General features: G+C 39.9%; 24 protein-coding genes, 2 tRNA genes and 2 pseudogenes. 12 read left to right on the top strand and 16 right to left on the bottom strand.

All coding sequences use genetic code 11. From position 1 onward, the window contains the following. Positions 1 to 106 precede the first annotated feature (106 nt). From GUY17_RS10685 to GUY17_RS10675, 3 genes and pseudogenes are all read left to right on the top strand, one after another. The gene (locus tag GUY17_RS10685; RefSeq protein WP_162023129.1) at positions 107 to 1,489 is read left to right on the top strand and encodes an NAD-dependent succinate-semialdehyde dehydrogenase; all 1,383 of its coding nucleotides are present in this window, start codon (positions 107 to 109) and stop codon (positions 1,487 to 1,489) included. 549 nt (positions 1,490 to 2,038) lie between these two features. Next, positions 2,039 to 2,338 (top strand): annotated as a pseudogene (locus GUY17_RS10680) (substrate-binding domain-containing protein); the annotation flags it as partial. 323 nt (positions 2,339 to 2,661) lie between these two features. After that, complete coding sequence (locus GUY17_RS10675) at positions 2,662 to 3,378, top strand: NUDIX domain-containing protein (protein WP_254439799.1); 717 nt, start codon at positions 2,662 to 2,664, stop codon at positions 3,376 to 3,378. 861 nt (positions 3,379 to 4,239) lie between these two features. Here the strand turns inward: GUY17_RS10675 and GUY17_RS10670 are convergent. From GUY17_RS10670 to GUY17_RS10660, 3 genes are all read right to left on the bottom strand, one after another. Then, a tRNA-Val gene (locus GUY17_RS10670) sits at positions 4,240 to 4,316 on the bottom strand. A 49-nt stretch (positions 4,317 to 4,365) separates the two neighbouring features. Continuing rightward, a tRNA-Val gene (locus GUY17_RS10665) sits at positions 4,366 to 4,442 on the bottom strand. 273 nt (positions 4,443 to 4,715) lie between these two features. Further along, positions 4,716 to 6,086, bottom strand: a complete 1,371-nt coding sequence (locus tag GUY17_RS10660) for an MATE family efflux transporter (protein ID WP_162023127.1) — start codon at positions 6,084 to 6,086, stop codon at positions 4,716 to 4,718. Between the two features lie 29 nt (positions 6,087 to 6,115). On the opposite strand from GUY17_RS10660, the gene GUY17_RS10655 reads away from it, so the two are divergent. Further along, positions 6,116 to 6,730, top strand: a complete 615-nt coding sequence (locus GUY17_RS10655; RefSeq protein ID WP_162023126.1) for a riboflavin synthase subunit alpha — start codon at positions 6,116 to 6,118, stop codon at positions 6,728 to 6,730. Between the two features lie 76 nt (positions 6,731 to 6,806). Here the strand turns inward: GUY17_RS10655 and GUY17_RS10650 are convergent, their stop codons facing one another. Next, positions 6,807 to 7,007, bottom strand: a complete 201-nt coding sequence (locus tag GUY17_RS10650) for a CPXCG motif-containing cysteine-rich protein (RefSeq protein ID WP_101088269.1) — start codon at positions 7,005 to 7,007, stop codon at positions 6,807 to 6,809. 496 nt (positions 7,008 to 7,503) lie between these two features. On the opposite strand from GUY17_RS10650, the gene thrS reads away from it, so the two are divergent. The 5 genes from thrS (at position 7,504) to GUY17_RS10625 (ending at position 12,306) form a co-directional block, all read left to right on the top strand. After that, positions 7,504 to 9,432, top strand: a complete 1,929-nt coding sequence (gene thrS, locus GUY17_RS10645; RefSeq protein WP_162023125.1) for a threonine--tRNA ligase — start codon at positions 7,504 to 7,506, stop codon at positions 9,430 to 9,432. 3 nt (positions 9,433 to 9,435) lie between these two features. Further along, the gene (gene infC / locus GUY17_RS10640; protein ID WP_081430133.1) at positions 9,436 to 9,978 is read left to right on the top strand and encodes a translation initiation factor IF-3; all 543 of its coding nucleotides are present in this window, start codon (positions 9,436 to 9,438) and stop codon (positions 9,976 to 9,978) included. 83 nt (positions 9,979 to 10,061) lie between these two features. Then, positions 10,062 to 10,256 (top strand): 50S ribosomal protein L35, encoded by a 195-nt coding sequence (gene rpmI / locus GUY17_RS10635; RefSeq protein ID WP_011496149.1) that lies wholly within the window; start codon positions 10,062 to 10,064, stop codon positions 10,254 to 10,256. Between the two features lie 16 nt (positions 10,257 to 10,272). Then, complete coding sequence (gene rplT / locus GUY17_RS10630) at positions 10,273 to 10,632, top strand: 50S ribosomal protein L20 (protein ID WP_011637486.1); 360 nt, start codon at positions 10,273 to 10,275, stop codon at positions 10,630 to 10,632. Between the two features lie 480 nt (positions 10,633 to 11,112). Further along, positions 11,113 to 12,306, top strand: coding sequence for an amino acid aminotransferase (locus tag GUY17_RS10625; RefSeq protein ID WP_162023123.1), 1,194 nt, complete (start codon positions 11,113 to 11,115; stop codon positions 12,304 to 12,306). Between the two features lie 208 nt (positions 12,307 to 12,514). On the opposite strand, the gene yvcK is transcribed toward GUY17_RS10625, so the two are convergent. Next, the gene (gene yvcK, locus GUY17_RS10620; RefSeq protein ID WP_101088272.1) at positions 12,515 to 13,471 is read right to left on the bottom strand and encodes a uridine diphosphate-N-acetylglucosamine-binding protein YvcK; all 957 of its coding nucleotides are present in this window, start codon (positions 13,469 to 13,471) and stop codon (positions 12,515 to 12,517) included. A 266-nt stretch (positions 13,472 to 13,737) separates the two neighbouring features. Here yvcK and GUY17_RS10615 point away from each other — a divergent pair, with 266 nt between their 5' ends. Together GUY17_RS10615 and GUY17_RS10610 are read left to right on the top strand one after the other, a co-directional pair. Continuing rightward, complete coding sequence (locus tag GUY17_RS10615) at positions 13,738 to 14,556, top strand: glucosaminidase domain-containing protein (RefSeq protein WP_162023122.1); 819 nt, start codon at positions 13,738 to 13,740, stop codon at positions 14,554 to 14,556. Further along, a complete protein-coding gene (locus GUY17_RS10610) occupies positions 14,549 to 15,202 on the top strand; it encodes a DUF2987 domain-containing protein (RefSeq protein WP_162023120.1) in 654 nt (217 codons plus the stop codon). Before GUY17_RS10615 ends, GUY17_RS10610 begins: the two co-directional genes overlap by 8 nt. 79 nt (positions 15,203 to 15,281) lie before the next feature. Here the strand turns inward: GUY17_RS10610 and ttcA are convergent, their stop codons facing one another. The 11 genes and pseudogenes from ttcA to ccoN form a co-directional block, all read right to left on the bottom strand. Beyond that, positions 15,282 to 16,220 (bottom strand): tRNA 2-thiocytidine(32) synthetase TtcA, encoded by a 939-nt coding sequence (gene ttcA / locus GUY17_RS10605; protein WP_101088275.1) that lies wholly within the window; start codon positions 16,218 to 16,220, stop codon positions 15,282 to 15,284. A gap of 90 nt (positions 16,221 to 16,310) precedes the next feature. Beyond that, positions 16,311 to 17,240 (bottom strand): universal stress protein UspE, encoded by a 930-nt coding sequence (gene uspE / locus GUY17_RS10600; RefSeq protein ID WP_162023119.1) that lies wholly within the window; start codon positions 17,238 to 17,240, stop codon positions 16,311 to 16,313. Between the two features lie 98 nt (positions 17,241 to 17,338). After that, complete coding sequence (gene etrA / locus GUY17_RS10595) at positions 17,339 to 18,091, bottom strand: electron transport transcriptional regulator EtrA (protein WP_101088277.1); 753 nt, start codon at positions 18,089 to 18,091, stop codon at positions 17,339 to 17,341. Between the two features lie 329 nt (positions 18,092 to 18,420). Then, positions 18,421 to 19,110: a sulfite exporter TauE/SafE family protein gene (locus GUY17_RS10590; RefSeq protein ID WP_162023117.1), complete on the bottom strand. Its 690-nt coding sequence runs from the start codon at positions 19,108 to 19,110 to the stop codon at positions 18,421 to 18,423. A 185-nt stretch (positions 19,111 to 19,295) separates the two neighbouring features. Continuing rightward, positions 19,296 to 19,433, bottom strand: a pseudogene (gene ccoS, locus GUY17_RS21215) (cbb3-type cytochrome oxidase assembly protein CcoS); the annotation flags it as partial. After that, positions 19,430 to 21,823, bottom strand: coding sequence for a heavy metal translocating P-type ATPase (locus tag GUY17_RS10580; protein WP_162023114.1), 2,394 nt, complete (start codon positions 21,821 to 21,823; stop codon positions 19,430 to 19,432). The pseudogene ccoS and the gene GUY17_RS10580, both read right to left, overlap by 4 nt. 57 nt (positions 21,824 to 21,880) lie before the next feature. Beyond that, entirely contained in the window at positions 21,881 to 22,360 is a 480-nt protein-coding gene (locus tag GUY17_RS10575) for a FixH family protein (RefSeq protein WP_101088281.1), read from the bottom strand. 116 nt (positions 22,361 to 22,476) lie between these two features. Then, a complete protein-coding gene (gene ccoP / locus GUY17_RS10570) occupies positions 22,477 to 23,445 on the bottom strand; it encodes a cytochrome-c oxidase, cbb3-type subunit III (RefSeq protein WP_162023111.1) in 969 nt (322 codons plus the stop codon). A 5-nt stretch (positions 23,446 to 23,450) separates the two neighbouring features. Next, the gene (locus GUY17_RS10565) at positions 23,451 to 23,627 is read right to left on the bottom strand and encodes a cbb3-type cytochrome c oxidase subunit 3 (protein ID WP_011637473.1); all 177 of its coding nucleotides are present in this window, start codon (positions 23,625 to 23,627) and stop codon (positions 23,451 to 23,453) included. A 9-nt stretch (positions 23,628 to 23,636) separates the two neighbouring features. After that, the gene (ccoO, locus tag GUY17_RS10560) at positions 23,637 to 24,263 is read right to left on the bottom strand and encodes a cytochrome-c oxidase, cbb3-type subunit II (RefSeq protein ID WP_011637472.1); all 627 of its coding nucleotides are present in this window, start codon (positions 24,261 to 24,263) and stop codon (positions 23,637 to 23,639) included. Between the two features lie 12 nt (positions 24,264 to 24,275). Then, the gene (ccoN, locus tag GUY17_RS10555) at positions 24,276 to 25,703 is read right to left on the bottom strand and encodes a cytochrome-c oxidase, cbb3-type subunit I (RefSeq protein ID WP_101088283.1); all 1,428 of its coding nucleotides are present in this window, start codon (positions 25,701 to 25,703) and stop codon (positions 24,276 to 24,278) included. A 270-nt stretch (positions 25,704 to 25,973) separates the two neighbouring features. On the opposite strand from ccoN, the gene GUY17_RS10550 reads away from it, so the two are divergent. Further along, positions 25,974 to 26,426 carry a hypothetical protein gene (locus GUY17_RS10550; RefSeq protein WP_162023110.1) on the top strand — a complete coding sequence of 151 codons (453 nt, stop codon included), beginning with the start codon at positions 25,974 to 25,976 and terminating at the stop codon, positions 26,424 to 26,426. The last annotated feature ends 55 nt before the right edge of the window (positions 26,427 to 26,481 follow it).

The raw sequence follows: 26,481 nt of genomic DNA, 5'->3' as shown, positions 1-26,481 counted from the left end.
ATGGTTCTGACTTCGCCCTCGGGCGATAGCTTTTGCACAACAACACAGGGGGCGGTTGTTAAATACCCGTCTCCTGTTAGTACATTACCCAAAAAAGGTAAATATTATGACATATGAAACACGCAATCCTTACACTGGTGATCTTCTGGTAACGTTCCCAGATGCAAGCGACTCAGAGGTAAAGCAAGCAATTGAAAATGCGCATGATGCTTTTTTACTTTGGAAAAATACTGGGTTTACTGAGCGTGCGCGCATAATGCACGCCGCCGCCGAATTATTACGCCGTGACGTTGATTATTATGCCAATCTGCTCACCATTGAGATGGGTAAACTTATATCCGAAGCCAAAGCAGAAATAGCGTTGTCAGCAGATATCTTCGACTACTATGCAAATAATGCACAGAAATTGCTGGCTCCACAAAAGCTACCGGTTGCCGACGCTGATGCGGAAATTTTGTGTGAGCCGCTGGGTGTATTATTGGCGATTGAACCATGGAACTTTCCTTTCTATCAGGTGGTTCGTATCGCTGCACCACAAATATCTGCTGGTAATACACTGTTGCTCAAGCATGCGTCTAACGTTCCGCAGGCCGCGGCTGCATTCGAAAAATTAATGCTCGATGCTGGTTTACCTCAAGGTGTGTTCAAAAATCTATACGCTACAAGGTCGCAGATAGAAACGATCATTAACGATCCGCGCGTTCAGGGCGTAGCATTAACAGGGTCGGAAAGGGCCGGTGCAGTCGTTGCTGCCCAGGCAGGCAAGGCATTAAAGAAATCGACTCTTGAACTTGGCGGTGCTGATGCATTAGTTGTTCTAGCCGATGCAGATATGCAGAAAACAATTAACTGGGCGGTTCTAGGACGACATTGGAATGGTGGTCAGGTCTGTGTGTCATCAAAACGAATGATCATTGTGGATGAGGTGTATGATCGGTTCCTTGAAGGATATATTGGTGGTACTGCGAATCTCAAAGCGGGTGATCCGTTCGAGCCAAGCACAACGCTAGCGCCTCTGTCATCCAAGGCGGCAGCCGATGAAATCAAGGATAAGATTCGCCAGGCGGTTTCTTACGGTGCTACCGCAACTGAGGTTGGGCCAATTGTCCCTGATTCAGGCAATTTTGTTCAGCCGACCATTTTGACTGACATTGCAGAAGACAATCCCGCACGTTATTGGGAATTCTTCGGTCCTGTTTCTATGATGTTTCGCGCCAAAGATGAAGATGACGCGGTCCATATAGCCAATGATTCACCGTTCGGTCTGGGCGGTTCGGTATTTACTGCCAACCCAATCCATGGTGCAGAAGTGGCGAAACGAATATCCACAGGTATGGTCTTCGTCAATCACCCGACAATGGCTAAGGCGGATTTACCATTCGGTGGTGTTAAACGTTCAGGTTACGGCCGCGAGCTAGTCGGTCTCGGCATCAAGGAGTTTGTTAACCACAAACTTATCGCCATTGTTGACATCGACGCTCCGTTCTAGCGCTAATTGCCAATCCGATGTCTAGTCGGATTGGCTTATCCAGTAAGGATATAAATCGGTAAATAGTGAGTTGTTTAGCGATATCAACATAAACACTTCTAAGCATGAAAAAATATCAAAATAGTTAACTCATTTTGCTAGCGACCTTTAGTTAACTTTGCAACGTTTAGCGCCCTCGGCAATTAATTTTCGCTAAATAACTTAGCCAATCACGGAACACTGTCTACTATCACCACATTATCGGAGCCACTAACCGAGACTAAAAGTCTTAATGCAAAACATATCCCCAATTCAGTACTGGCCAGCCTGGTTTGCGAAAACTGAATAAGCCTCCAATTGTCATTATTTCAAGTACTTCTAGAGCGCTAGCATCAGCATTACACCGTCTTTTCATCATGAGAGATGAGGCTAACATTAACAAATCATCCACACGTCATCATCGTATGTGTCATTGATTATGTGTTTTGATTATGTGAATTTGTTCAAATCTAGAAATCGATTAGTGTTATTTGAAATTAAAAGATATAACTTTTTCGTCACGATAAACCCAGTGCTATTTTTGCAGCTAACGATGATATGGCTGCTGCGGTGATGTCTATTGCACAAAGCCAGGGGATTAATGTGCCAAATGATTTATCGGTTGTTGGCTTTGATGATACAACCCTCGCAACGGTCGTGTGGCCAAACATTACCACGGTAAGGCAGCCTATTGATGAAATGGCAACGTTAGCTGTCAGCTTATTTACCTCAAATAAAAACAAAGACTTTTCAGGACTAAAAAATAGTCAGATGCGTCATATTCTCGAATTTGAAATTATTCAAAGAGAGTCGAGTAAATCAATTGTCTAGCAATGACCTATTCTACGGATGATGAAGTGTTTGTTTACGAAAAATACAAATACAATCAATAATTTAAGCAGGTTAATTTGTGGTGATCGTTGATAAAACGCATCTAAGCCACAACGATGATAAGTATTGTTGTAATATTGTGCATTGGTGATGTGCAGTAGAAATTGATTTTGTTTCATGCATTTACAATTATGTTTTTGGTGAGTAAAGTGATTATCAACGTCTGTTGAATATGACTTTTTTACTACTACACAGTTGTTCAACGGCAATCTCCAGAGTGTGTATGTACAACCAAGCTCGCTATATTAAATTGGATCTTACCTGTGAATTTTATAAACGAAGTTATTGATGAAGAAACCATCCCTGCTGATTGTATTAGTAACTTAACCGTTGATAATCTTATTTTTACCCTTCATGACAGCAAACTTAAAGTCTTATTGATTAAATACAATAAAGGCCTAGCAACCAATAAATGGGGCTTAGTCGGTCACTGGGTTCGCAGTGACGAAAACCTCGAGACTGCGGCATCGCGAGTTGTAAAAAACACAGCCGGGGTCGAAAACTTATATTTAGACCAACTAGGTGCCTTCGGTGATGTTGACCGTTACCCAGCCAGACGAATTATTACCATTGCGTTTTATTCGTTGGTCCGCTTTGACGAAACCAATTTATCGCATGGTCCAAATGCCATAGAATGTGAATGGTTTGATGTAAGACAAGTCCCTAAACTGATGTTTGACCATGATAATATTTTGGCCTGTTGCCTTAATCACTTAAAATACAAAGTCAGACATGAACCGATCGGATTTAGTTTGTTACCTGAAAAATTTACCTTATTACAACTACAAGATTTATATGAATCTATTCTTGGTGTGACATTAGACAAACCCAATTTCCGCCGAAAAATATTAAAGATGAATTTATTAATTGACTGTAATGAGAAGCAACGTAATGTTGCCCACAGAGCAGCGTCATTGTATCGATTTGATGTGCATGTTTATGAAAAACTGACTCAATTTGGTTTTACGTTCGAATATTAATATTCCCTAATCTCAGATGCATCTGCAGAGCAGCAAAATCAAGTATGGTATCAACATATCTATCAACCATTACAAAATGACCCACTAATAAAAGATGCCCACAAAGCATTACTCCTATGGCGTGACAGTATGACTGTGTCATTGGTTACTGGGCTGTTACTGGTAATTGGAGGGGTAAATGTACCTTGGGTCGCAAAAATATTTGATCACTATTCTCTAAGCGTTCCCTTCTGTTTTGCCTTTGCCTGCGGACTTGCTGCGAATAATTGCGGTAAAAGAATGGTGACTAATACGGTTACCATTTGCTACGGCACTAAATTTCACAATCTAAATAGAAAACCGCAGGTGTTCAAATTAACCAAATAGTAGAGTTAAGTCGCTTGCCCTGAGTTGGCGGATCAGAGCTGTGGTTGAAAAGAACAAGCCATTTTGAAAAAGTACATTTATCTACTTGGTGTACATCAGGTGTTGATTGAAAGTACGTTAACTGGCTTGTGTGACTGTAAATTATTCATCGTGCCAGTAATGGAAGTTGTAGTTGTCATTCATTTCAGGTTCAAAAATCACTTGTGCCAACATGTTTGGCACGAGGTTAATGCGATTTGGCGCAGATAAATTTTTACGTAGAGAATTTGGTAATAAAAAAAGGTTTTTAAAACGAGGAGTTACTGCAAGAAATGGTACACCCGAGTGGACTTCGCTTTACCACATGAATACCGACCCCTACCGCCGCCGTTAACTAAGAGAGGGTAGTGCTCTAACCAGCTGAGCTATGGGTTTATTAGCTTGTGAATATTAACTATTAATTTTAGACACAAAAAAACCAGCTTTCGCTGGCCGTATTCTCTTGTATAAGAGAATTGGTACACCCGAGTGGACTCGAACCACCGACCCCTACCATGTCAAGGTAGTGCTCTAACCAGCTGAGCTACGGGTGTATTGTTTATTTTTTAATAGAATCTCAATATTTAAACTCTTTGAGAAGAGTGGTACACCCGAGTGGACTCGAACCACCGACCCCTACCATGTCAAGGTAGTGCTCTAACCAGCTGAGCTACGGGTGTATAATATCTTGCTTTCTATGTTCTGGTGTATTGAACCACCAATCCCTACCGCCGCCGTTATAAAAAGAGGGTAGTGCTACTCTTTTTTACTAGCTGAGCTACGGGTGTATTGTTTAACGCTTGCTTTAAATACTTTTGCTTCAAAGCGGACGCTATCTTAATGGGGATAGGCTGTTGCATGCAAGCAAAAAAAACATTTATATGTCTAAATGGTGATTTGCTGTGCAACTTGATTCAAGCTTAAGCAATGTGAGTCGCTTAAGCTTCAAAAAATCAATTAGATTCGCCAATCTGTTGAAACTCAAATCCTTTCTTTTGAATGTATTTCAATCTAATAGCAAACAAAATTGCCGCCGAAGTTAAACCTGCAATTAATCCAATCCAAAATCCGTGTGCGCCCATAGGTTCAAAAATAAAATCGGTATAACCTAAAATGTAACCTGTAGTAATACCAATAACCCAATATGAAAACAAGGTGATATAGAAAGCACTACGAGTATCTTTATAACCACGTAATGCTCCAGCAGCGACTACTTGAATTGAATCTGATATCTGATAAAACGCAGCTAACATCATTAAACTACCAGCCAAAGCGACCACTTCAGGGTTATCGTTATACAACAAGGCGATTTGATGCTTAAAGGTGACGGTTAATAGGGCGGTAAAAATGGCTAGGGTGAATGATAACCATAAACCCACTTTTGCGACTAAAGCCGATATTTCTGGTTGCCCACGGCCAAGGTAATAACCAATTCGTATCGAGACAGCAATACCTATAGATAGTGGCAGCATAAAGACAATTGACGAGAAGTTAAGGGCAATCTGATGGCTTGCAACAACATTAGCGCCTAATGGAGCTAAAAATAACGCGATAATAGCAAACAGGCTGACCTCAAAAAATAATGCCATCGCAATTGGCATACCCAATTTAGTCATAGACCACATACTGGCTAAATGAGGACGGTAAAAATGCTTAAATGGCGCGAGCTGTTTAAATGTTTTATCAACTAACATGTAAATAATCATCGCAGCTAACATGGCCCAAAAGACTAATGCAGTTGCAACACCACAACCAGCACCGCCCATTGCAGGAATACCAAAACCACCATAAATAAACACGTAATTAGCGGGTATATTGACTGCTAACCCAATGAAGCCTATCACCATTGTCGGCATGGTATAAGAAATGCCCTCACTGCAACCTCGTAATACTTGATACAACACGAAGGCTGGGGCGCCCCACAAAATGGCATCTATGTAACCTACTGTTAATAAATGCAGTTTTGGCTCTAAATGCATAAAGTCGAGCAAATATGTTGAAGATGCGAGAAATAACATCACCCCAATACCACCAATTATGGCAATATAACCCGCCTGAAAAATGAGTGATGGAATGATTTGTTGATTATTAGCCCCATGATGTTGTGAAAATACAGGGGTAAAGGACATTAACAAGCCTTGAACAAATAAGATTGCAGGTAACCATAGACTGGTGCCAACAGCTACGGCAGCCATATCTACTGCACTCACTCTACCTGCCATCACTGTGTCAATAAAACCCATCATGGTTTGAGTCACTTGAGCTATCAGCACAGGAAGCGCTAATTTTATCAAGCGTGAAATTTGAAAACCTGTATTATTCATTAAAAAACCTATAACGGAACGAGAGAATTATGTTTACTGGTATAGTCCAAGCCACTTGTGAAGTGGTATCGATTAACAATGCTGCAGGTCTTAAAACCTTTGAAGTCGCAATGTCACCACCGTTAACTCAAGGATTAGTGACAGGTGCTAGCGTAGCTAATAATGGGGTTTGCCTTACCGTAACCAAGATACTAAATGATAAGGTTTTTTTTGATGTAATGGAAGAAACATTAGCCGTAACTAACCTAGGTAATACCAGTGTCGGTGACATGGTTAATATTGAGCGCTCGTTAACATTTGGAACTGAGATCGGTGGCCATATTTTATCTGGCCATGTACATACTCTGGCCACGGTTAAGGCTGTCAGTAACACCGACGAGCATTACAATATTGAATTACAGGTTGACTCACAATGGATGAACTACATCTTTTATAAAGGATTTGTGGGAATAAACGGTTGTAGCTTAACGGTAGGTAAAGTCAGTGACAGTGGTTTTGTACTGCATTTAATTCCAGAAACCTTAAAGTTAACTAATTTGAATCATTATAGTGTTGGCGACAAGATTAATATCGAAATAGACAGTCAAACACAGGTTATTGTTGATACTGTGGAGCGAATTCTTGCTAAAAAGCAACTCGCCTAATCACCCAACATAATCACCTAAAATAATTATCTATATTAACTTGCCTGCTTTGAAGATTAAGCAGGCGAGCTAGGCATTAATAAATTTGTTCATCGTCAGAATCGATATGAAGTTCAATTGTTCGGCGGTTATCATCTAGGTGCATTCGAATGTGTATTGGATTACAGCAAATACGGCAGTCGTCGTAATATTCTTGATCTCCAGAACTTGCATCTAAAGTGACATATTGATGATGCCCGCAATGGGGGCAACAAATGGCACGCGAAAGTAATCTCATTGCTAGTACTCCTCACTGACTCATTTCAGTAAGTATAGTGAGCATTTTATATTTTGGGTCATCCCTAAGCATGATTTAGATACAAATCAATATTATTCACTCACAAATAAGATTAAAGTCTATTTTTATGGTTTTTTGTTTAATAATCAGTATTTAATGTAATCAATATAGTTAATCGTCAATAAATAGTCATCTTTATAACAACAAACATCCTCTAAATGCAAGACACAATAAAGGTGGGCTAAAGTCATATTCACTGCTGACCAATACAGTTATCTTAACCAATGAATGTTGTTGAATACCTCATATATTGCAGTTATTCATCGCACCATGGTTGCGCAATAATCCGCTTATCACATAGAATAGAGACTTGCGTTTTTGGGTAACTAAGACTCCTGTACTGTCTTGATTTCATTAACGTGCTCTCGTTCAAAAAGAACATACTTAATTACCATGTGGCCCTACGTGTGGGTCACCACTGGAAAAGGAATTTTTAATGCCTATTATTACATTGCCTGATGGCAGCAAACGTGAGTTTGCCAATCCTGTATCGACTCTTGATGTTGCATTAGACATCGGCCCTGGTTTAGCAAAAGCGTGTATTGCTGGCCGCGTAAACGGTGAATTAAAAGATGCAACTGACTTAATCACTGCAGACTCAGAGTTAGCTATCATCACGGCCAAAGACGAAGAGGGTGTTGAAATCCTTCGCCATTCTTGTGCGCATTTATTAGGTCACGCGATCAAACAAATGTGGCCTGAAACCAAAATGGCAATCGGCCCGGTTATCGACAACGGATTTTATTACGACATCGACTTAGATCATAAGCTGACGCATGAGGATATAGAAGCCTTAGAAAAGCGTATGCTTTCGTTAGCTAAAACTAACTACGATGTGGTTAAAAAAGTTGTATCTTGGCAAGACGCTCGTGATGCTTTTAGCGAACGCGGTGAAGAATACAAAATAGCTATTTTAGATGAAAACATCAGTAAAGACGCAACACCAGCGCTTTATCACCACGAAGAATACATCGACATGTGTCGTGGTCCACATGTGCCAAACATGCGTTTTTGTCAAAACTTTAAGTTAATGAGCGTTGCTGGTGCGTATTGGCGTGGTAACTCTGATAACAAAATGCTGCAACGTATATACGGCACAGCATGGGCTGACAAAAAAGCCCTTAAAACTCATTTAGTGCGTTTAGAAGAAGCGGCTAAGCGTGATCACCGTAAAATTGGTAAGCAACTAGATTTGTACCATATGCAAGAAGAAGCGCCAGGAATGGTGTTTTGGCATAACGATGGTTGGAGCATATTTTTAGAACTTGAGAAATTCATTCGTCAAAAGTTAGGTCAATACACTTATCAAGAAGTGAAAGGCCCTCTAATGATGGACCGAGTTTTATGGGAACGTTCTGGCCACTGGGATAAATACGCAGAAGCCATGTTCACCACTAACAGCGAAAACCGTGAATACGCGATTAAGCCAATGAACTGTCCAGGTCATGTACAGATTTTCAACCAAGGGTTAAAATCTTATCGCGACTTACCATTACGTATGGCAGAGTTTGGTTGTTGTCATCGTAACGAACCATCAGGTTCACTTCATGGTCTTATGCGTGTACGTGGCTTTACTCAAGACGACGCTCATGTTTTTTGTACTGATGATCAAGTACAAGATGAAGTCAGTGCATGTATCCAAATGGTATACGACACATACGCTACATTTGGTTTCGATAATATCGTGGTTAAACTGTCAACTCGCCCTGAAAAGCGTATTGGTGATGACGATATGTGGGACCGAGCTGAAGACGCTTTAAAGCAAGCTCTTGCCAATAATAATATTAAATATGAAATATTACCGGGTGAAGGCGCTTTTTATGGTCCAAAAATCGAATTTACTTTGCATGACTGTTTAGATCGTGCATGGCAATGTGGTACAGTACAACTCGATTATGCATTACCGACTCGTTTGGGTGCCACTTATGTCGCAGAAGACAACAGTCGCCAGACGCCAGTAATGATCCATCGTGCTATTTTAGGTTCTTTAGAACGTTTCATAGGTATATTGATAGAAGAATACGCCGGTAAATTTCCAACATGGCTTGCTCCAATGCAAGTTGTTGTAATGAACATTACCGATAAACAAGCTGATTATGTTGAAGAAATCGTTAAATTCTTCAAAGAACAGGGTATTCGAGCATCTTTTGACTTGAGGAATGAGAAAATAGGCTTTAAAATACGCGAACACACCCTAAGACGTGTGCCTTATTTATTGGTCGTTGGTGATCAAGAAATGGAAAATAAGGAAGTAGCGGTGCGTACGCGTGACGGTATCGATTTAGGCAAGTTAAAACTAGAAGATTTCGCCGCGATGATACGTCAACAGATTTCGCTCCGTAGTCTCAAATTGTTGGAGGAATAGGTCATAAAGATCAAAAGAACAGCAGGGCGACAGCCAGCCCCTAATAGAATCAATGATGAAATCACTGGTGTACCTGAAGTCCGTTTATCAGGTTTAGATGGTGAACCAATTGGTATATTAAGTATAAAAGAAGCTCAGAACGTTGCAGATGAAGCCGGAGTTGATCTTGTAGAGATCAGTCCCAATGCTGAGCCACCTGTCTGTCGCATAATGGACTACGGTAAGTTCCTTTTTGATAAAGCGAAAGCTCAAAAAGAACAAAAGAAGAAGCAGAAACAGGTCCAGGTTAAGGAAATTAAATTCCGTCCTGGCACTGATGAAAACGACTATCAGGTAAAACTACGCAACCTGATTCGTTTTCTAGAAGATGGTGACAAAGCGAAAATTACGCTGCGTTTCCGTGGTCGCGAAATGGCACACCAAAACCTAGGTATGGATCTTTTGAACCGTATCAAGGCTGATTTGGAAGAGTATGCGGTTGTTGAATCTTTCCCGAAAATGGAAGGTCGACAAGCAATTATGGTGCTAGCACCTAAAAAGAAATAGTAGGGCAACCCTAAAGTAGCAAAAGTCTCTTGAGGCTTTTGCTCGCCTTACGTTTATTAACGTCCCAATGCGGAGTTTTAGAAATGCCTAAAATGAAAACAGACAAGGGTGTAGCGAAGCGTTTTAAGAAAACCGCTAATGGTTTCAAGCGCAAGCAAGCACACTTACGTCACATTTTGACCAAGAAAAGCACTAAGCGTAAGCGTCACTTACGTGCTAAATGTTTAGTTGCTAAATCTGACGTTCCAGCAATCGCGCGTCAACTACCATACGCTTAATTTAGGAGTTTAGAAAATGCCAAGAGTTAAGCGTGGTGTAACCGCACGTGCTCGTCACAAGAAAGTTTTAAAATTAGCTAAAGGTTATTATGGCGCTCGTAGCCGTACTTACCGTGTTGCTGTTCAGGCAGTAACTAAAGCTGGTCAATATGCTTACCGTGACCGTCGTCAGAAAAAACGTCAATTCCGTCAGTTATGGATTGCACGTATTAATGCAGCGTCTCGTCAAAATGGTCTGTCTTACAGCCGTTTCATTAACGGCTTGAAAAAGGCGTCTATTGAAATCGATCGTAAGATTTTGGCTGACATCGCTGTTTTCGACAAAGTTGTTTTTGCAACTTTAGTTGAAAAAGCAAAAGAAGCGTTAACTAAGTAATTAGTTTAGTCGCTTTAAAAAGAGGAACCTTCGGGTTCCTTTTTTTATATCCGTTAAACGACAAGATGGACTTAATAAAGTCCTCGCAATTCTATAACTGTTTTTTTGTAATGTAATATTAACTACAGAACAACATATTGTCTGATAGTCATCCATATCATATCGAAACTTTCATTTTACTATCTTCTGACAGAAGTAACGCTAAATCACTTAGCGATTAAAAATGAATCTAACGTTACTCACCAAATAAAAAGCAATTAGCAGTCAGAATAGTGTTCCCTGTTCTGGTAGGGAGATAATACTAATAGCAGGAAGTGACAGGATAACTAACGAAATAACCATTATCGTGTACATAAATTTGAGGAATGTTCACTTTATCATAAAATTATCTCAACTATTAAAAATCTCACTACTCACTGTCGGCATACAATGGTATAACTAAACAAAATTAGTCTCTTCACCTCACTTAGGATAGTTGTAATGATCTTTTCTCAAGTCACGCTTGCGCCAGCAGACCCGATCTTAGGCTTAACAGATGCTTTCAAAGCAGATACTCGCTCACACAAAGTCAACTTAGGTGTCGGCATTTATAAAGATGAAGCAGGGCAAACGCCGATATTATCTTCTGTAAAAAAAGCTGAAGCTATTTTACTTGAAACCGAAAAGACCAAGAATTACCTCGGTATTGAAGGTGTACAAGCTTACAATCAAGTGGTTCAAGAATTACTCTTTGGGCCTGAGAGCCAAATTATATCGGATAAACGATCTGTAACAGCTCAAGCACCCGGTGGAACTGGGGCATTACGGGTAGCATCAGAGTTTTTAGTCCGAAATACCAAATCAACAACCATTTGGGTTAGTAATCCTACTTGGGCTAATCACCAGAATATTTTTGAAACCGCAGGATTAACCGTTAAAGAATACCGTTATTACAAAGCTGAAACACACGATATGGATTTCGATTCAATGTTAGTTGATTTAGCCAATGCGGATGCCGGTGATGTGGTTTTACTTCATGGTTGCTGTCATAACCCAACGGGTATCGATTTATCAATTGAACAATGGACACTCGTCGCCAAGGTTTGTTTAGAAAAATCATTGTTACCGTTATTTGATTTTGCTTACCAAGGTTTTGGTGCTGGTCTAGATGAAGATGCACAAGGTCTACGTACAGTTGCTGCTGTAGTACCAGAGTTATTAATTGCAAACTCTTTTTCTAAAAACTTCGGTTTATATAACGAACGCGTTGGTGCGGTAACCATCGTTGCTGAAAATCAAGATGATGCAGTAAAAAGCTTTAGCCAAATTAAAAAAACTATCCGCGCAAATTATTCTAATCCTCCGGCACATGGCGGATTGATTGTTAGTACCATTTTAGCGGATGCTGCACTGCGCCAAGAATGGGAAATAGAATTGACGCTAATGCGTGAACGCATTGCTGAAATGCGCAGTTTATTTGTCGAAAGTCTAAAAGCTGAAGGTGTCGAACAAGATTTCAGCTTCATCTCTCGTCAAAACGGTATGTTTAGTTTTTCTGGTCTGAACAAAAGCCAAGTTGCTCGTTTAAAAGATGAGTTCGCTATTTACATTGTCGGTTCTGGTCGTATTAGTGTGGCTGGGTTAACGAAAAATAATATCCCAGCGGTGTGTAAAGCCATAGCTCAAGTGATTTAGTCTTAGCTATTGGGATATAAAAATGGCTGCATTATGCAGCCATTTTTATGTTGACCATTTCAATTTTCATATCTGACAAAGTTGCACGTTAGCCAAATGTTTAACTCCATCAAATCACTTCTGCGAGCAGTATGCTCCATCAACAGAATTCATAACGAATATTAAACACTATGAGCTTCGATATGACTATAGCCAATATCGATAAGTTTTATGTCATATTGCAATGACGGTATTCAGCCAAATCAATCGGCTTAAGGTGTAAGTCACAAACTTGGCTAATCGCTTCTGCTAATGCTGTTTTGTCATGTAACCCTGGATGATGTTGGCTGATTAATGGAAAGTGATTAAAACGAACACCATTAATGTTGGAATGAGACAACTTAATTTCATTTCCATGCTGAATAACATCAGCAATCACTTCTTTGCCTATTACCTGGTTAAACCAAGCAATTTTATCTTCAATACTAAACGTGCTTGCAGGTGAATACTCAGCGGTTAAATTATCAATTAACATAACATGTGCGTTCGACTCACGAATGCTCTTGGCTATTTGTGGCAGCAATAAAGGTGGCAGTATACTGGTTAAAAAACTCCCTGGGCCGATAATAATTAAATCAGCATTTGCTAGTGCACTACAAGCCTCTAATGTCGCTTCAACTTCAGGTTCTAATGATAATGCAATCGGCGCTTCCTTCATGCCATCGACATTAAGTTCACCAAACACTTTATTACCACAGTGGGTAAGTGCCACCAGATGAGTAGAAGCTTCCGACATTGGAATAATTTGTGTCTCAATTTTAAGTAAGCCACGAATTAAATTAACCGCTTCAAGTGGTCTTACACAAAGTTGATCAAGTGCGTGTAATACTACGTTACCTAAATTATGTCCCGAAAGTTCATTGTCACCCGTAAAACGATGATCAAATAACATTGAACCTAACGATGGACGATGTGCAAGATGGGAAAGACAATTACGTAAATCCCCCCAAGCAATAGTTTGTTGATCTTGCCTAAGCCTACCAGTAGAACCACCGTTATCAGTCGTTGCAACAATTCCCGTTAATCTCGGACCTAAAAAAGATAATGAGGCAAGAATTCTGCCTAATCCATGTCCGCCACCGATGGCTACCACATGATGATAATTATTGAACTTTTGATTCAACATAATGTGTTCTCAAATCCTTGAGTTGTTGAATAAGACGATTCACAGTCATAAATGACTGCCCCGTAAACACGTATAATGATTTTAACTGGATATGGTCATGAAAGTGTAATTAATTTTAGTTTTTGTAGACGCTGACTTAACGTATCGTGATCAATAACGGATAAGCACAGACTCTACAAAAGTGGTTTACTGTATCCTATCGTTTATTAAGGTTATAATTAGCGGGATTTATAAGTTGAAATGAATTTTTGATAAGGCAGGTACTGTTGAAGATAGGCAATGTGGGTCAAGTGACTTTTGCGTTAGGCTTAGCCGTTGTTGCTTTGTTGGCGATGCGACTCTTTATTTTTCCTAATACTAGCCAGATATCTGTAGCACCTGGTGAACATCAGCTGAATAATATTGATCTAGGGAAGGTGCCGTTATTTGCTGAAATAGAAGATATTGCCACTAAAAAGCAAATATTTTTTGATTTTTTACGTCCGGCCATTGAAGCACAAAATCAGATTATTATTCACGATCGTCAATTTTTACTGGCTGTTATTGAGCAAATTGATAATGGCTTAGGACTGAGTGAAAATGATAGTGATAGGCTAACAACCATTCTTGAAAAATATCAATATGATGTTAAAGCAATTACTCGCATAACCTTAATGCCATTATTAAAGCGTATCGATATTATTCCGGTTGATATGGTATTAGTTCAAGCTGCCAATGAAAGCGGTTGGGGCAGTTCACGTTTTGCTGTCGACGGGTTTAACTTTTTTGGTCAATGGTGTTTTATTGAAGGCTGTGGTTTAGTGCCATTAGCGCGAGCTGATGGAAAAATCCATGAGGTTGCAGTATTTGATTCACCCAAAGATTCCATTATTGCTTACATGATCAATTTAAACACCAATTCCGCGTATCGTTTATTTCGTTCTATTCGTGCCGATTTACGGGCTCAAAAAGTTAAACCAACAGCCGAGAAATTGGTTTATGGATTAATGAATTATTCAGAACGAAAAGATGAGTACATTGATGAACTCCTCGAAATGCTTAAACACAATAAGCCATATTTACAAGGGAAGAAAGCTAATGCGTAATCGTACGCTACTTAACGGATTTATTTTTATATCGACTATTTTTATAGTGAATAGCAGTTTTGCTGAAACGGTTTCTTTAGAGTACAACGGCTTTTATGATCGATTAAAGCAAGTGAATAAGCAAAACTATCCTTTAGTTGAGCTAGCCTTTAGTGTTCCTATCACACCTGATTGCATCATAGTGTCAGGCAGTATTACCACTGAAAAAGAACAGTTCCCGTTAACATATACGAAACAACAACGTTTATTTATTCCTTACGATCCACAGCTGAAATCAGACCGCGGCTTAGTCAATATTAATGTGGTGGGTGATGCAGCACAGTGTGGGATTGCCATGCAAGTTCGCGCTAAAGAAACTAAACAACGTTTTACTCAAACAGAACTATTAGCATTAACCGATGACATGAATAAATTACTTGATGGATTACAAGGTTTTCCAATGAAGTATTTTAGAAAACCGATTAATGGACTCACGTTTGAGTTTGCTGAAATACAAGCAGATGGCATAACAGTTAAGGTTGTTGTTGATAATGTAGAATCAATAGCTGACGAAAAATACACTTTAACACTCGAACAAATCAATCAGATAAAAAACATTTCATTTACCCACAAACCCAGTGTTGTGAGTCCTCTCGTAACCCAGTAATCTGAACTCGGGATAAATAATAAACAAAAGGCGTTGATATCAATGCCTTTTGTTTATCTATTAACAGCTAGTCTATTTATTATGGCTTAAATGTCGCCACCACATCGATTCGATTACTAATGTCTAAATTGATGTGACCATTATTACTGATATCGACAAAATCAAAAGCAGGTAAGTCGGCATCAGCTACGTCACCAGTATTTACGGCATCTGGGTTACGCTTTAATGATTTAAAATCAAAATGTTCGCGATCAACACCTTGTGATGGTGAGGTATTTTGCATTGCAGTAAAAATAGTTTCAATACGCCCAGGATGTTGCTTATCCCACATTTGTAACATGTCTTTAACTGCGCCACGTTTTAAATTTTCTTGTGAGCCACATAAGTTACAAGGAATAATAGGAAATGATTTTAGGGTCGAATATTCTTCAATATCTTTCTCACGGCAATAGGCCAATGGACGAATGACCATATTGGCTCCGTCATCAGACAATAGTTTAGGCGGCATGGCTTTTTGTTTGCCAGCATAAAACATATTCAAAAACATGGTTTCAATAATATCGTCGCGATGATGACCTAAAGCAATTTTTGTGGCGCCAATATGTTGGGCAAATCCATAAAGAGTACCACGACGTAAACGAGAGCAAAGTGAACATGTCGTTTTGCCTTCAGGTATCTTTTCTTTAACGATAGAGTAGGTATCTTTTTCGAGAATATGATAAGCCACGCCTAACTTATCTAAGTAAGCAGGCAGCACATGCTCAGGAAAACCTGGTTGCTTTTGGTCTAGGTTAACGGCCACAATTTCAAATTTGATAGGGGCACGTTGTTGAAGGGTTAATAAAATATCCAGCATGGTGTAGCTGTCTTTGCCGCCGGAAAGGCAGCACATAACACGATCACCATCTTCGATCATATTGTAGTCTGCAATGGCTGAACCGACTTCATGTCGTAGACGCTTTTGCAGTTTATTCATACGAGTAATATTTTGTTTAGCGATTGTATCAACTTCAGACATAAAAATGCGCCCAGTAACCAAGTGTTTCAGGGCGCGTATTATTCCAGTATTCGAGGTCAGGGTAAAGTAGTTAACCTATTCTATTGGAGACTAATCTTCTAAAGGTGATTTATACCCATCAGGTTTAATCGCTAACAAATCGCAATTAATGCTGTCGATGACATGTTCAGCAGTATTACCAATTAATGCCGCTGAAAAACCAGTACGACCAACTGTACCAAGGACCACTAATTCGGCATCTAATTTAGCAGCCATTTCTGGAATCACATCTTCAGGCAAACCTTCTTCAACATGGCAATTTTCAAGCGGAATATTATAGGCTTGAGCTAAATACTGTACTCGTTGCTCATGTTGCATACGCACTGTGTTGTTATACACATTGGCATCAAAGTCGGGTAATTCAATGGCTAAATTTACTGGCGTACCAGGGTAACCATTGACTAAATGAACACTAGCAGAGAATTTTTTGGCTAGATCGAGTGCATGATTAATGATTTTACCATTAAGCGTTTGATGATCTTCATCTTCACTCACCACATTAACCGCACAAACAATTTTTCCAGCCACTGGCCAATCGTGTTCTTTGACTAATAAAACAGGAACAGGAGATTTACGCATTAAATGCCAATCTGTAGGTGTAAAAATTACAGCTTTTAATTTGTCGTGTACGTGGGTGCTTTTAACAATTAAATCATAATTGCCTTTCATCGCATGATTAATCACACTTTCGAAAGGGCGGTTATGCCACACAACTTCGGTATTAATTTTTATATTGAATTTACTAAAACCATCTATGGCATTTTCTAACCAAGCGACACGTTGATCAATAACACCTTGGCGCATCGCTTCACGTTCTTGACTGGACAAAATTGAAGTCATTTCATATGAGAAGTCAAAAATGGATAAAAATGCAGTTATCTCTGCCTGACTTTTTGACGCTAATTCAACAGCACGTGCCAATGCGGGTTGATGATCCGTTGTAGGATTAATCACCACTAATATCTTTTTATAATCCTTCATATAACCTCCAAAGCTGTTGAGTTCTTATTTACATTACCTATTGATAGTATTACCGTTTGCTAATAAATAAACTTTGAGATAGATCATATATATCAAATTTAAGTGGCGATGCGAGCATTTCCAGCAAGGGTACTTAACGATGAGTGATCGATAATAGAAATATACTTACCCTTAACCTCAATTAAACCAGACTTTTGAAACCGACCTAATAAACGGCTAATTGTCTCAACTGTTAAGCCTAAATAGTTGCCGATATCACCACGAGTCATTGTCAAACGAAATTCATGAGGCGAGAAACCTCTATTACCAAAGCGATTAGCGAGGTTATTAATAAATGCAGCTAAACGTTCTTCAGCATTTTTCTTTGAAAGCAATAGGATCATCTCTTGATCACTCATAATTTCATTGCTCATTAAACGCATAATTTGCTGGCGTAGCTTAGGCATAGATCCAGATAAATCATCTAAAGTTTCATAAGGGATTTCACAGACCATTGAGGTTTCTAAGGCTTGGGCAAAGCTTTGATGACGTTGTGCATGAATACCATCAAAACCAATGACGTCACCGGCCAAATGGAATCCAGTAATTTGCTCATCACCTTGCTCAGTAATGGTATAACTTTTGATTGTACCGGAGCGAATTGCATACAATGACTTAAGCACGTCACCGGACTTGAAGATAAGGTCACCTTTTTGAATGGGTTTTTTACGTTCAATAATACTGTCGAGTTTATCAAGCTCATCATTGTTTAACGTAAAAGGGATACACAGGGCTTCCATACTGCAGTCGTGACAATGAATGGCGCAACCGGTAGTAGATGGACGTCGAGCTTTAATCAAATCTGAAGGCATACCCAATCTCAATTTATGAAGACGTTACTATGTTATACCATTCTGCATTAATAAGGTACTCTTCAACATCAGAGTCGCACTTACTATATGAAGAGAATGGACGCTGCAATCATGGCATTTTAAAACACAGTTGTAACTCACTTCGTTTCAACACACTGTAGATACCAAAGTTTGTCAGTAAAACGTATTTAAAAATGATTCTACATACTTAACAGCTTAACTTATAACCATTGATTTTAAACATAAAAATCTTTAGATCAATATCTGTGAAGCCACTTAAAAATAGCCTCTAGCTTAACGACAATAAATGCATATTTGACCGTTATAAACTAGTTTAGTTGATTAAAAGCGATGTAAAGCGTTTGCAATCCAAATAACACTAAAAGCCCGCCACTGAATAATCTTACTGCCCGTTTTTGTACCCATTGAGCCAAGGTTTTAGCGGCTAATCCTGCAGCGAATAGAGCAGGTAAAGTCCCTAAACCAAACGCAAACATAATTAAGCCACCTTGTAATGCGCTACCAGATGCAACTGACCAAGTTAATGTACTGTACACAAGGCCGCAAGGGAGCCAACCCCATACCATACCAGCCATAACAGCTTGCAATGGATGAGTAATAGGTATGAATTTACGCGTCAGTGGTTGTAAATATCGCCACAATATTTTGCCGACTTTTTCAATGTGTACAATGCCAAACCATATCTGAGCAATATAAAGCCCGGTAAGAATCATCATGGTGCCAGCAACAATTCGCAAAAAAATTAAATAACTATCAACATCAAATAAATGACCAAGGGCTGAGACACTGCCACCGACAATCGCACCTGCTACTGTGTAACTAAAAATACGTCCAAAATTGTAGCCACACAGAAATGTGAGTTGAGTGCCTAAGCGGGTCTGGCCATTGGTGGGTATATTGGCTGAAAAAGCGCCAATTAATCCACCGCACATGCCAAAACAATGTGCAGCGCCCATTAACCCCACGATAAATGCACCACCAACATTATATTCAATCACTGGGTTTACTCTGGTTTAGTGTGAGTAGTAGATGAAGCAGCAGCAGAACCAACTGTATTTTGTTGGGCAACATCGGTAGTAGCAGAACGGTTAATTGGAGAGTTGTTAATTGGAAAATCATTAATTGCAGAGCTGTCATTAGAAGAGTCGGCTTTAGCACTGCTGTTTTTGTTCATGCTGTTTTCGTCTTCATCGAATAAAATAGACACGCTTTGTCTATCTAAATCATCAAATTGCTCAGACTTTACTGCCCAAAAGAAAATAGAGACTGCTATCAATACAAACAACATCGCAATAGGTATTAATACGTAAATGATACTCATAACTTTATCCTAAGAAGGCGTAAGCTGTTGCTCACCACAATAAGTGAACTGACAGACATGCCAATCGCAGCAATATAAGGAGCAACATGCCCAGTAACTGCCAATGGCAAAATAATCATGTTATAAGCAAAAGCCCATAACAAATTTTGATGAATTATTCGCTGGGCTTGCTTAGCGACAAAGATAGCATCATTAAAACGTGATAAGTGATCGCCCAGTAAAATTAAGTCGGCACTGTTTTTAGCAATAGCACTGCCGCTTCCCATAGCAACAGACAAGTTTGCTCCGGCGAGCACTGGCGCGTCATTAATACCATCGCCAAACATAGCCACATTGACCTGTTGTTGTAATTGATTCACTAACGCTAACTTATCTTGCGGCGATAAACCTGAATGCACATCAGAAATACCAAGTTTACTTGCTAAAAACTCAACATGACCCGAATTGTCGCCACTGGCAATACTGAGTGTTATGTTAGCTGCCTTTAAGACATTTACGGTGGCTAAACTATCAACTCTTAGCTCATCTAGCATTTCAATTTTAGCGACCAAATTATTATCGATGGAAAGATAAATCCACTGACTTTCTATTGCCTTCGAAGCCGCTATATTTGTCTCTGGGGTAACAAATTGTACCGTACCAATACAAACTTGCTGTTGGCCGATACTGGCCCGAATACCCAATCCAATATGATGGTCAACATTTTCAACAAAGTGTTTATTATCAAAAAAGGGCTTAAATGCTAATGCGATGGGGTGTAAAGAGCCTTGTTCAATTGCAGCAGCCATTGATAGGACCTGCTCCGATGAATATTTGCCAAAGGTTTGTACTTCACCAATCGATAAATGGCCACAGGTTAAGGTTCCCGTTTTATCAAACACCACATGATTAATTTTAGTCAGTTTTTCGAAAACTCCGGCCTTGCGCGGAATCACACCTAACTTGGTAAAAATAGCCGTCGCACATGTCACTGCTGTCGGCGTAGCAAGGGCTAGGGCACATGGACAAGTGGCAACTAATACCGACAAGGTGATCCAAAAGGCATCATCAGGAGAAATAAATAACCAAACACAATAAGTTATTGCTGCTATCGATAATATGGTCGCGGAAAAGTATCGAGCTAAACGGTCGGCCACCAAAGCGATGGCAGGTTTGTTGTTTGATGCAAGTTCTTGTAAACGAATAATTTCAGCCACTAGCTGATCTTGACCTAACGCAGTGACTTTAACCTCAAGAGGTTGTTCTACATTAATGGTTCCAGCATACACAGTATCTGATACCTGTTTGCCTATTGGCATTTGTTCACCGGTTAACATCGCTTCGTTGACGCTTGATAGGCCTGCAACCACCTCTGCATCTGCCGCAATAACTTCACCAGGTTTGACCAAAATAATATCGCCAATGACTAACTGCTTAGCAGCAATCTCTGTAATTTCGCCGTCACGGTATAAATGTGCGGTCAAAGGGACCAGTTTATGTAAATTACTCGAACTGACGGAGGCTTTTTGTCTGGCTGTTTGTTCAAAATAACGGCCAAGTAATAAGAAGAAGGTAAACATGGATACTGATTCAAAATACACTTCGCCATTGGCCTGAATTGTTGCGACACAGCTGGCTACATAAGCACCTAAAATCGCGATGGAGACAGAGACATCCATATTAAGCTTGCCACTTAATAGACTACGAAGCGCACTGAAATAAAAGGGTTGCGCAGAATACAATACCACTGGAGTAGCAAAAATTAAGCTAACCCAACGAAAATAATCCCGAAACTCAACATCTAGGTCGGTAAAGTATCCAGTGTATAAGGCGAGGGCAAACATCATCACCTGCATGGTGGCAAAACCTGCAAGTCCTAGGCGGAGTAAAAATTTACGACTGTCTGCTTTTGATTGTTTTTCTTGCTCATCAACTTGGTAGGGTGCCGCTTGATAGCCAATTTTACTGATAATCTGCAAAATTTCGCTGAGCTGAATAATTTGACTATCCCAACTCACTAACGCGCGTTGTGTGGTTGAGTTAACCAACACATTAGTGACTCCAGCAATGGGTTTGAGTTTATGTTCAATTAACCACGCACAAGCAGCGCAGGTAATACCGTCGATAGACAAAGAGGTTGAATCAATAGCACCTTGTTTATGAACAAAGTCTTGTTGAACTTCAGGTAAATCATAGGCACTGTACTGCGATAATTGCTCAGGGATCAAAGCAGTTTGACGATTGCCTGGCTCACTACGAAATTGATAATAGCTGCTTAAGCCAGCATCCATAATCGCTTGTGAAACCGCCTGACAACCTGGGCAACACATAGGTTGTGGTTGCCCATTAATCACGGTTGTAAACTGTTCACCCGTTAGCACCGGCTCATTGCAATGAAAGCAAGATGTCATCTATTTATACCAGCTTAATTAAATATGTCATCATTCAAAGACTTAATGGATTTACTATTAATTTAACCAATATTCAACGTCATCTTTAATATCAATACGTTGTTGTATACGCCATTTAGCATCAAAGCCTTCTATGCGCACTTCCCAAGGGCCGGTAATCGCAGCATCTAATGGGATGTGATAAACATAATTAGCATCGGCAGTTGCATTAAGGCTGAAATCTTTTTCTTCAATCGTTGGATGATAAAACTGAACATTCAATGCCGCACGATATTCAGGACCGCCTTGTTGAGTAATTTTTAATTCTTGATCGGCAACGGTAACTAAAAATTTCATCCCAATCTGTTGAGCGTACTTTATCTTACGCAAATCCATGTTAATGGCTTTGCCTTGTTTATAATAATCTTCAGCAACTAATGAGTCAGAATTATCTAAAGCAATCTTTAATGTAGTTAAACTAGCGATAACCGCACACATTGGCAAAATGATTAAAAACCAAGGCCAAAACTGCTTATACCAAGGGAGTTGATCCGACATAATTCGTCCTAAAATGGTGGTAATAATTCGGGGGCTATTTTACCCCTTAATGGCTTAATAATCACTTAAAAAAAAGGCCTCGATAATATCGAGGCCTAGATGTTACTTATAAGTAACTATTTGTTTGATAAGCTATAAACATAAGCTGTAATGACATGGACTTTCTCTTCACCAAGAATGTCTTTCCATGCTGGCATAACACCTGCACGGCCATTAATGATAGATTCAGCAATCACACCACGGCTGCCGCCGTATAACCAAACATTATCAGTCAGGTTTGGCGAACCCATGAACTTGTTACCTTTTGCATCCATACCATGGCATGCAAAACAACCTTTCATAAATGAACCTTGACCTTGAGCAGCTAACGCTTCGTCATGTTCGCCACCAGATAGTTTTATCACGTATTCAGCTAGACCTTTAATCTCGCTGTCTTCGATTGGTAAACCACCTTTTGGAGGCATCATGCCGTTACGACCGTTCATCAGAGTAGTTTTAATAGTGGCTAAATCACCACCATATAACCAATCGTCATCGGTAAGGTTAGGGAAGCCTTTAGAACCGCGAGCGTCAGAGCCATGGCACTGTGAGCAGTTTTGTAAAAACAAACGTCCGCCCACCTTCAATGCTTCAGGATCCTTCACTAACTCTTCTAACGGTGTCGCTAAATAAGCCGCAAAAATTGGACCGTATTTTTCATCAGCGTGTGCCACTTCGCGGTCATACTGAGATAAACGGTTTTCAGATTTTGCTGCTTCAAGCGCTGCAGCTGAGTCAGCCTTAATGCCATTTTCAGTACCAATACTTTGGTTTGAACTTGTCCAACCAAACAGACCTTTGTAGTTACCTAGGCCTGGATATAGAGCTAAATAGATCACACCGAATACGATGGTTAAATAGAACATGTACGCCCACCACTTTGGTAGTGGGTTGTTCAGTTCTTCAATACCATCAAAACTGTGGCCCATTGATTTACCTTCTTCTACACCGGTGTAATTATTATTAACCAGTTTAAGAAGGATAAAACAACCAGCAATGACCACAATCGTCAGTACAGAAATCCAAATGCTCCAGAAGTTACTCATAATCATTACTTCTGATCTCCCGAGTCTTTTGACATTTTTGCAAGTTCATCTTCTGTAAACACCAAGTTAGCCGCTTCGTCAAATTTTGACTTACTATGCTTACTGTATGCCCAGAAGAAAATCCCTACAAAAGTCACCATAACAACTATGGTTAAAATACCTTGAAAAGTACCGTAATCCATTATTGCCTCCTATTTGAGTGCGTGACCCAAAGATTGCAAATAAGCGATCAGCGCCTGCATTTCTGTCTTGCCTTCAACCGCTTTTTTAGCGCCAGCAACTTCTTCATCAGTGTAAAGATCATTACCTTTGTAACCGCCTTTATGCAGGTTACGCAGAATAGTCATCTTGTCACCAGTGAGTTCGCCGTCTAGCTTATTTTCAGCTAACCAAGGGAAACCAGGCATGTTTGACTGTGGTACAACGTCACGAGGATTAATTAAATGCACTTCGTGCCATTTATCACTGTAACGTCCGCCAACACGGGCTAAATCAGGACCAGTACGCTTAGAACCCCATTGGAAAGGATGGTCCCAAACAGACTCGCCAGCAACAGAATAATGACCATAACGTTCTGTTTCAGCACGTAAAGGACGGATCATTTGGCTGTGACAGTTGTAACAACCTTCACGAACATAAATGTCACGACCTTCAATCTGTAAAGCAGTATAAGGAATAAGACCTTCAACAGCTTCGGTAGTGTCTTTCTGAAATATCAGTGGTGTAATCTGCACCAAACCACCAAAACTAATGGCGATGACAGTGAAGATAGCAAGCAGGCCGACATTCTTTTCAATTAATTCATGATTAAATTTCATCGAATCTGCTCCTTAAGCTTCTGCAATAGCAGGTAATGAATCTTTAGACGCTTTAACGGTACGGATAACGTTATAGGCCATAATGAACATACCGGTTAAGAAGAAACAACCACCAATAAAGCGTACAAAGTAGAATGGGTACGAGGCTTCTAAACTCTCAACGAAACTATAAGTTAGTGTTCCATCAGAGTTAACCGCGCGCCACATAAGACCTTGCATAACACCAGAAATCCACATACTAACGATATATAAAACAGTACCGATAGTCGCTAACCAGAAATGGACGTTAACCAGCTTCATGCTGTACATACGACCATGACCAAATAGCACTGGAATTAAGTGATATAAAGAACCAATAGACACCATTGCCACCCAGCCTAGCGCGCCAGAGTGAACGTGACCAATAGTCCAGTCAGTATAATGAGATAATGCATTAACTGTTTTGATTGCCATCATTGGGCCTTCGAAGGTAGACATACCGTAGAAAGACAATGAAACAACTAAGAAACGTAATACAGGGTCTGTACGAAGCTTATGCCACGCACCAGACAAGGTCATAATACCGTTAATCATACCGCCCCAAGAAGGTGCGAATAGAATTAATGACATTACCATGCCTAATGACTGAGTCCAGTCAGGAAGGGCAGTGTAATGTAAGTGGTGAGGACCGGCCCAAATGTATAACGCAATCAACGCCCAAAAATGGACAATGGATAAACGGTACGAATACACTGGGCGACCAGCTTGCTTAGGCACGAAGTAATACATCATCCCCAAGAAACCAGCAGTAAGTAAGAAGCCTACCGCATTATGACCGTACCACCACTGAACCATCGCATCGACTGCACCGGAGTACAGAGAGTAAGACTTAAATAAGCTTACTGGTACCGCCATTGAGTTAACAATGTGAAGTACTGCAACAGTAATGATAAAGGCACCAAAGAACCAGTTGGCCACATAAATGTGGGACGTCGTTCGTTTAGCGATTGTGCCAAAGAATACAATTGCATAGCTAATCCAAATAATCGCAATCGCGATATCGATAGGCCATTCTAATTCTGCATATTCTTTGCCTTGGGTAAAGCCCATTGGTAAAGTGATAGCAGCTGCAATAATAACGGCTTGCCAACCCCAGAACGTAAATGCGGCCAATTTGGGCGCAAAAAGACGGATTTGACAAGTGCGTTGCACAACATAGTAGGATGTAGCGAAAAGAGCTGATGTTCCGAACGCGAAAATCACCGCATTGGTGTGTAATGGTCGTAAACGACTATACGTTAACCAAGGAGTGTCGAAGTTCAGTTGTGGCCAGATTAACTGAGCCGCAATCAATACACCCACTGACATGCCAAAGATTCCCCACAAAACTGTGGTTAGTGCAAATTGGCGGACAATAGTGTAGTTGTAATCAGCGCCTGTAGACTGGGAATGGTTCATCATAATGCTTCCACGGCTTATTACTTATACTTTTAATATTTAGTAAAGCGAACTTTACCAGTTAGATTAACATGTGGTCATAAAACCAGCTGTTTCATGCTGTTTTTAATGCCATATGTCAAGGTGTTACCTCATGTTAATTCTCTCTATCATGAGACGGTGTAATGATACTTGAGCTAAGTCAAAAAAGATACTTACCAAAAGGCATCAAAGTTGATCTAGATCAATCTGTGAAAGATAATGTTACTAACTCAACTATAAAGGTTAAAAATTGTGCACAAACTTGTCCGAATTATCATTTTAAATATTTTGTTAATGTTTTTAGTAGCCTGTGACAAACCACAAACACAAGAACACGCTAATTTAGTCATCGATAAAACGTTATGTCAGTTTTCTGTTGGGGAATGTTACAAAAAGGTGGCCGACTTGCAAGTCGGTTTACTGATTGACCCCATCAATACCCCAAGCGAAAAACCGTTAATAGTTACGCTTTCCAGTAATCAAAAGATCACTAATATTTCAATGAGAATAGAAGGTCGCGACATGTTTATGGGTATTATCCCCGTTTCATTGTCCGAAATAAAAGATAATGTCTATCAAGGTCCAGTTATTTTTGGCTCATGCAGCAGTAATTATATGGTGTGGCGAGTATTTGTTTCATTTGATTACCAACAACAGACACGTACATTAATGTACGATTTCTTAGCCGATAACGATAACAACTAACGTTATCGCTAACTTATATATGCAGATGACTATACCTTTGTGGGCTAGGGCAGAG

This window comes from Shewanella sp. Arc9-LZ, assembly GCF_010092445.1.
In the GTDB taxonomy this organism is placed as follows: Bacteria; Pseudomonadota; Gammaproteobacteria; order Enterobacterales; family Shewanellaceae; genus Shewanella.
This window is presented reverse-complemented; position numbering and strand designations above follow the sequence as displayed.

Excerpts from the sequence above, each read along its gene's own strand:
- GUY17_RS10685 (WP_162023129.1), top strand. The coding sequence starts at position 107 with ATGACATATGAAACACGCAATCCTTACACTGGTGATCTTCTGGTAACG.
- GUY17_RS10660 (WP_162023127.1), bottom strand. The coding sequence starts at position 6,086 with ATGAATAATACAGGTTTTCAAATTTCACGCTTGATAAAATTAGCGCTT.
- GUY17_RS10655 (WP_162023126.1), top strand. The coding sequence starts at position 6,116 with ATGTTTACTGGTATAGTCCAAGCCACTTGTGAAGTGGTATCGATTAAC.
- GUY17_RS10650 (WP_101088269.1), bottom strand. The coding sequence starts at position 7,007 with ATGAGATTACTTTCGCGTGCCATTTGTTGCCCCCATTGCGGGCATCAT.
- thrS (WP_162023125.1), top strand. The coding sequence starts at position 7,504 with ATGCCTATTATTACATTGCCTGATGGCAGCAAACGTGAGTTTGCCAAT.
- rpmI (WP_011496149.1), top strand. The coding sequence starts at position 10,062 with ATGCCTAAAATGAAAACAGACAAGGGTGTAGCGAAGCGTTTTAAGAAA.
- rplT (WP_011637486.1), top strand. The coding sequence starts at position 10,273 with ATGCCAAGAGTTAAGCGTGGTGTAACCGCACGTGCTCGTCACAAGAAA.
- GUY17_RS10625 (WP_162023123.1), top strand. The coding sequence starts at position 11,113 with ATGATCTTTTCTCAAGTCACGCTTGCGCCAGCAGACCCGATCTTAGGC.
- yvcK (WP_101088272.1), bottom strand. The coding sequence starts at position 13,471 with ATGTTGAATCAAAAGTTCAATAATTATCATCATGTGGTAGCCATCGGT.
- GUY17_RS10610 (WP_162023120.1), top strand. The coding sequence starts at position 14,549 with ATGCGTAATCGTACGCTACTTAACGGATTTATTTTTATATCGACTATT.
- ttcA (WP_101088275.1), bottom strand. The coding sequence starts at position 16,220 with ATGTCTGAAGTTGATACAATCGCTAAACAAAATATTACTCGTATGAAT.
- uspE (WP_162023119.1), bottom strand. The coding sequence starts at position 17,240 with ATGAAGGATTATAAAAAGATATTAGTGGTGATTAATCCTACAACGGAT.
- etrA (WP_101088277.1), bottom strand. The coding sequence starts at position 18,091 with ATGCCTTCAGATTTGATTAAAGCTCGACGTCCATCTACTACCGGTTGC.
- GUY17_RS10580 (WP_162023114.1), bottom strand. The coding sequence starts at position 21,823 with ATGACATCTTGCTTTCATTGCAATGAGCCGGTGCTAACGGGTGAACAG.
- GUY17_RS10575 (WP_101088281.1), bottom strand. The coding sequence starts at position 22,360 with ATGTCGGATCAACTCCCTTGGTATAAGCAGTTTTGGCCTTGGTTTTTA.
- ccoP (WP_162023111.1), bottom strand. The coding sequence starts at position 23,445 with ATGAGTAACTTCTGGAGCATTTGGATTTCTGTACTGACGATTGTGGTC.
- GUY17_RS10565 (WP_011637473.1), bottom strand. The coding sequence starts at position 23,627 with ATGGATTACGGTACTTTTCAAGGTATTTTAACCATAGTTGTTATGGTG.
- ccoO (WP_011637472.1), bottom strand. The coding sequence starts at position 24,263 with ATGAAATTTAATCATGAATTAATTGAAAAGAATGTCGGCCTGCTTGCT.
- ccoN (WP_101088283.1), bottom strand. The coding sequence starts at position 25,703 with ATGATGAACCATTCCCAGTCTACAGGCGCTGATTACAACTACACTATT.